The organism is Sphingomonas endophytica, assembly GCF_001476895.1.
Lineage (GTDB): Bacteria > Pseudomonadota > Alphaproteobacteria > Sphingomonadales > Sphingomonadaceae > Sphingomonas > Sphingomonas endophytica_A.
In genome coordinates this window covers 1-5,624 of record NZ_LDTB01000086.1, presented here as the reverse complement: position 1 = coordinate 5,624, position 5,624 = coordinate 1, and the positions used below count along the sequence as shown (strand labels likewise).

Annotated in this window: 4 protein-coding genes and 1 pseudogene; 2 read left to right on the top strand and 3 right to left on the bottom strand. The window is 70.2% G+C overall.

The annotated features are described in order from the left end of the window. Positions 1-702, bottom strand: a pseudogene (locus NS334_RS15945) (DUF1176 domain-containing protein); the annotation flags it as partial. Further along, a complete protein-coding gene (locus NS334_RS15940; protein ID WP_058756939.1) occupies positions 699-1,790 on the bottom strand; it encodes a DUF1176 domain-containing protein in 1,092 nt (363 codons plus the stop codon). The pseudogene NS334_RS15945 and the gene NS334_RS15940, both read right to left, overlap by 4 nt. 74 nt (positions 1,791-1,864) lie before the next feature. Between NS334_RS15940 and NS334_RS15935 the strand changes: the two genes are divergently transcribed. Both NS334_RS15935 and NS334_RS15930 read left to right on the top strand, forming a co-directional pair. Next, a complete protein-coding gene (locus tag NS334_RS15935) occupies positions 1,865-2,734 on the top strand; it encodes a 3-hydroxybutyryl-CoA dehydrogenase (protein ID WP_058756940.1) in 870 nt (289 codons plus the stop codon). A gap of 82 nt (positions 2,735-2,816) precedes the next feature. Further along, positions 2,817-4,568: a histidine kinase famiy protein gene (locus tag NS334_RS15930; protein WP_058756938.1), complete on the top strand. Its 1,752-nt coding sequence runs from the start codon at positions 2,817-2,819 to the stop codon at positions 4,566-4,568. A gap of 285 nt (positions 4,569-4,853) precedes the next feature. Here NS334_RS15930 and NS334_RS15925 read toward each other — a convergent pair. Then, positions 4,854-5,624: agmatine deiminase family protein (locus NS334_RS15925; protein WP_058756937.1), on the bottom strand; the 771-nt coding region annotated here is incomplete at its 5' end.

Here is a 5,624-nt window from a genome sequence, read left to right as displayed (position 1 = left end):
GGCGGGAGCCCCGTCGCCCGCGACGCGGTGCGCAGGCGGGGTGGCGGCGGCGGGAATGTCGAACGTGGCGGGGGCGGGATCGCCTTTGTCGGGGAGGACGTAGAGCCAGGTCGCGCGCGGGGTGCAGCCGGAATCGATCGCGATCAGCGTGTGCCGCGCGTCGAGGCGGTAGCTGCGCGGCTGCGGCGTGGTGCAGGACGGGACCGCCAGCGCCTTGAGCTGTTTGCGGGACAGCTGGCGGGGGCGGGCGGCGGTGACGGGCGGCTGGTCGATCGGAGGCAGCGCCGCCGGAGCGGGCGCGCGCAACGCGGCGCGGGCGGCGGTCAGCCCCTTCAGCGAGACGCGCGCGATGACGCGGCGATCAGCACCGGCAAGCGTCAGCAGCCGGCCGCGCGACACCGCGCGGGCGAGCGGACCCGCGAGCGGCAGCGACAGGCCGCTGCCGCCACCGGGGGCGACGATCCGTGCCAGCGTCGTGCCATCGACCGCCAGCGTCAGTCGCCGCCCCGCCGCGACGCCGGCCGGGATCGGCAATTCGAGCGCGGGGGCGGGGTCGTCGCGCAGCACGGCGGGGGGATAATCGCCGTCCGGGGCGCCGACGGGCGGCTGCGCCAGTGCTTCGCACCGGCCGCGATCGTCGCAGGCGACCGTCCAGTCGCCCAGCCGCGTGACCGCCTCCAGCGCCAGCAGCAGCGCGATCATCGCCGCACCACCGCCGCGCGCCAGACGCGCAGGTAATCGGGGTTGCCACGGCACTCGCCCATCGCGCGCTGTTCGACCAGCCGGAGGCGCGTGCCGTCCCAGACGAAGTCCTGCATCACCCCGCAATCGCCGAGCCCGCGCCCTTTGGCATAGCTGGTGAGCACATCGCCATCGACATTGCCGTTGACGACGCTGACGACGGGGGTTTCGGAATCGGCACCGGTGGCGTCGAAGCCGGCGGGGGCATCGGCCGTGGCCGGGGTGGCCGTGCCATCGCGGAGGACGAACACCGCATCGATCTCGTTATAGGCGCCGGTCGAGCACGGGAGCAGGACCAGCGTCGCCCCATCGGCGAGCCGGTATGCGCGCGCTTCGATGTCGGGCAGCGGCTGGTCGCACCGGGCGGTGCGGCGCATTTCCGTCAGCACGGCCGCGACGGGCATGTCGGCGGGACCGGCGACGGCGATCGCGGCGACTCGCGGCGCGCGCGCGGCGGCGGGAACGGCCTCGGCGGGACGATCGCCGTGCGCGACCGCGGCGGTGACGGTGCCGGCGCGGCCCTGTTCGGCGTCGATGTACCGCAGCGCCGCCGACGCCCCCTTCAGCGACAGCGTCGCGAGCCGCGTGTCCCGGGCATCGCGAATCTCCAGCGTGGTGGCATCGGCGATCGTGGCGGCGAGCTCGGCGGCGGCAGCGCCCGCCAGGCTCTTTCCGGTCACACGGAAGCGGCGACCATCGACCAGCAACGCGGCGGGGACGGGCGTGTCGTCCATCGGCGCCACCAGCGATATTTCGAACCCGCCCGCCGGCCCGGCGGTGCGCGCGATCTGCATCAGGACGCGCGGGAAGTCGCCGCCATCGGGGCCGAGCGAGGCCATGGCGCAGCGTTTGATATTGTCGCAGGCGACGGTCCAGTCGCCGAACGTCTTCTGGTCGCCCGGCTTCGGCACGGCGTGATCGTCGCCGGGGGCGGCAGCCGGCGCGGATATGGCGCGCGGGGTGGCGGACGGGCCAGACGCGGGGGCGAAGGCGGGCTGTCGCGAGCAGGCGGCGAGTAACATGACAGCGAGAATCGTCCATCTTTTCATCGCGCTTCGCCTCCCTGCTGGCGCTTTATCATTGGCGCGGTTTAAAGGCGCGCCAACATGAACAGGAGATGGAAATGCACACAATCGGCGTGATCGGTGCAGGCCAGATGGGCGCGGGCATCGCGCAGGTATCCGCCGCGGCGGGCTTTCGCGTGCTGCTGGGCGATGTCGACCGGGCGCGGGCGGAGGCGGGCAAGGCGGGGATCGCCAAGCGGCTGGCGCGCGCTGTCGAGAAGGGGCAGATCGATGCCGACGCGCGCGACGCGACGCTGGCGCGGATCGAGCCGGTGGCGGGCGTCGCCGAGCTGGCGCCGTGCGATCTGGTGATCGAGGCGGCGACCGAGCGCGAGGACATCAAGCGGCGGATCTTCGCCGATGTCGGCGCGGTGCTGCGCGACGATGCGGTGCTGGCCTCGAACACCTCGTCGATCCCGATCACGCGGCTGGCGCAGGCCGCGCCGGACGCGGGCCGCTTCATCGGGGTGCATTTCTTCAACCCGGTACCGGTGATGGGGCTGATCGAGGTCATTCGCGGGCTGGCGACCAGCGACGCGACGGTCGCGACGATCGAGCGTTATGCCGAGGCGCTGGGCAAGCAGGTGGTACGCGCCAACGATGCGCCGGGCTTCATCGTCAACCGCGTGCTGATGCCGATGCTGAACGAGGCGTGCTTCGCGCTGGGCGAGGGCGTGGCGACGATCCGCGACATCGACCTGGCGTGCCAGCTGGGGCTGAATCATCCGATGGGGCCGCTGACGCTGGCGGACTTCATCGGGCTGGACACCTGTCTGGAGATCACGCGCGTGCTGTTCGAGGGTACCGGCGACCCTAAGTTCCGGCCCGCGCCGCTGCTGGTGAAATATGTCGAGGCCGGATGGTTCGGGCGCAAGACCGGGCGCGGGTTCTACGATTATTCGGGCGCGGAGCCAGTGCCGACGCGGTGAATTCCTTACGGTTGGCGAGTTCCGGGCGATCCGGCGTGAGCTTTTCTTGCGCCGGATGGTTTGGCTCCGTAACAGCCGAGGAATGAACGACAACGTGCAGCCGTCCGACCCGCAGAAGCACGACGACGTGGATCCGACCGGATTGGCCGCCGGACGCCCCGCAAAGGGCACGATGGATGTCGGGGCCAGCGAACCGATCGAGCGTCCCGGGCTCCACCACTGGCGCGAGAGCACGATCACCGATCCGAATCTGCAGGATCGCGGCGGGGTGTTCTTCGCCGCGATCGAGATGACGCGGATGCCGATGCTGCTCACCGACCCCAATCAGGACGACAATCCGATCGTCTTCGCCAACAAGGCGTTCCTCGACCTGACCGGCTATGAGGAAGACGAGGTGCTGGGGCGCAATTGTCGTTTCCTGCAGGGCGCGCAGACCGATCGCCACGCGGTCGCCGAACTGCGCGACGCGGTGGCGGCACGGTCGTCGGTGGCGCTGGAGCTGCTCAACTATCGCCGTGACGGATCGGCATTCTGGAACGCGGTGTTCATCGGCCCGGTCTATGACACGCAGGGCAAGCTGCAGTATTTCTTCGCCAGCCAGCTGGACGTCACCCGCCGCCGCAATTCCGAGCAATCGTACCGGCAGGCGCAGAAGATGGAGTCGATCGGCCAGCTGACCGCCGGGCTGGCACATGATTTCAATAACCTGTTGCAGGTCGTGAACGGCAATCTGGAGCTGGTGACGCACACCAAGGATCCGGAGCGCGTCCGCCGCTATGTCGCCGCGGCGCAATCGGCGGCGGAGCGCGGCGCCAAGCTGACGCGGCAGTTGCTGGCGTTCGCGCGCAAGACGCGGCTTGAGCCGCGCCCGCTGGACCTGACGCAGCTCGTGTCCGAGTTCAGCGAGCTGATCGAAAGCTCGGTCAACAAACAGGTCGAGATCCACCTGAGCCTGAGGCGCGGGCTGAAGCATGTCGTGGTCGATCCCGACCAGCTGGAGATGGCGCTGCTCAACATCGTCAACAACGCGCGCGATGCGATGCCCGACGGCGGGCTGGTGACGATCTCCACGCTGCCACGCCACCTGAACGGCGATGCCGCCGCGCACGATTTGCCGTCGGGCGATTACATCGTGCTGCAGGTCGAGGACAATGGGCAGGGCATGGCGCCCGAGGTGCTGGAGCGTGCGACCGAGCCGTTCTTCACCACCAAGGGCACTGGCAAGGGCACCGGGCTGGGGCTGGCGATGGCCAGCGGGTTCGTGCGGCAGTCGGGCGGGCGGCTGGAGATCGAAAGCACGCCGGGCAAGGGTACGCTGGTGCGGATGCTGTTCCCGGTGATGGCGGCGGGCAAGCAGGTGGCCGACACGCCGCGGCCGGCGCAGGTCGGTGTCCCGGCGACCGGCGGCACGCAGCATGTGCTGGTCGTCGAGGACAATGAGGAGGTCCTGGCGATCGCGCGCGAGATCCTGGAGAGCGCGGGCTATCGCGTCTCGACCGCGATGAGCGCCGAGGAAGGCCTGCGGCTGTTCGATGCGACGCATGACGGCGATCGTTTCGACCTGTTGTTTACCGATCTGGTGATGCCGGGCGGGATGAACGGGCTGATGCTGGCCGATGCGGTGACGGAGCGGGATCCGTCGGTGTCGGTGCTGATGACCACGGGGTATAACGAGGAACTGGTGGTCGGCGGCCCGCGCGCGCGGACGACCGATGTGCTGAGCAAGCCGTACCGGCGCTCCGAACTGCTCGACCGGGTGCGGCTGGCGCTGAACCGGCGGGGCGAGAGCGGCGCGCGGCGGTCGCGGTCGGATTTCGGAGCGGTGCAGGCGTAGGAACGGGGGGGAGTAGCGGCTGATTGCCGGGAGAGGTGGACCCCGGCCTTCGCCGGGGTGACGATCGAGGCGGGGTGGTGGCCCTTCCTCCACCGTCACCCCGGCGCAGGCCGGGGTCCATGTCTCCGCGAGCGCTGACGCTCGTGGTTGTGCGGTTGAGGGATTCTCCGGACCGGGGCGACGACGAAGCCGCCGCTGTGACGTCGGACGCGCGGCGTGGCCGCGCGCCGGCCGATCCCAAGCTTGCGTGCGCCCATGTCGCACGCATCGCGGCGCTGGCGCCGCCTAGCCTGGGATCTGCTGGCTGATGCAGTGGAAGCTGCCGCCGCCGGTCAGGATCGCGTCGGCGCGCAGGCCGACGACCTCTCGACCGGGGAAGATCGCCTGGAGCGCGGCGACCGCAGCCTGATCGTTCTCCGCGCCGTACAGCGGCACGACGACCGCCGCATTGCCGATGTAAAAATTCATGTAGCTGGCCGGCACGACATCCTCGTCGCGCAGCACGCGGCCGGGGGAGGGAATCTCCACGACGTCGATCCCGGCCGCATGGGCACGCAGCGCGGCGTCCTGGTAGACCTGCCAGTTCGGATCGTTCTCGGTCGCGACCGGGATCGCGAGCCGGTTCGGCCCGACGAAGCGCGCGAGATTATCGACATGGCCGTCGGTATGGTCGTTGAGCAGTCCGTGGCCCAGCCAGAGCACCCGCGTCAGCCCGAGATCCTCGGCCAGCCGATGCTCGATCGTCCCCTTGGGCAGGGTCGGGTTGCGGTTGGGATTGAGCAGGCATTGTTCGGTGGTGACGACCAGTCCGGTGCCGTCGCCGTCGATCGCGCCACCTTCCAGAACCCAGTCGCAGCCGATCACGGTCAGCCCGCGCGCGCGTCCCAGCCGCGCGCCGATATCCTCATCGCCCTCCAGGTCGTACTTGCCGCCCCAGCCGTTGAAGCCGAAATCGCGCGCCCTGCCGTCACCACCCAGGATCGGGGCGGTATCGCGCAGCCAGATGTCGCCGAACGGCTCCACCACCACTTCCGCGAACGGCGCGCGCGCGCGCGC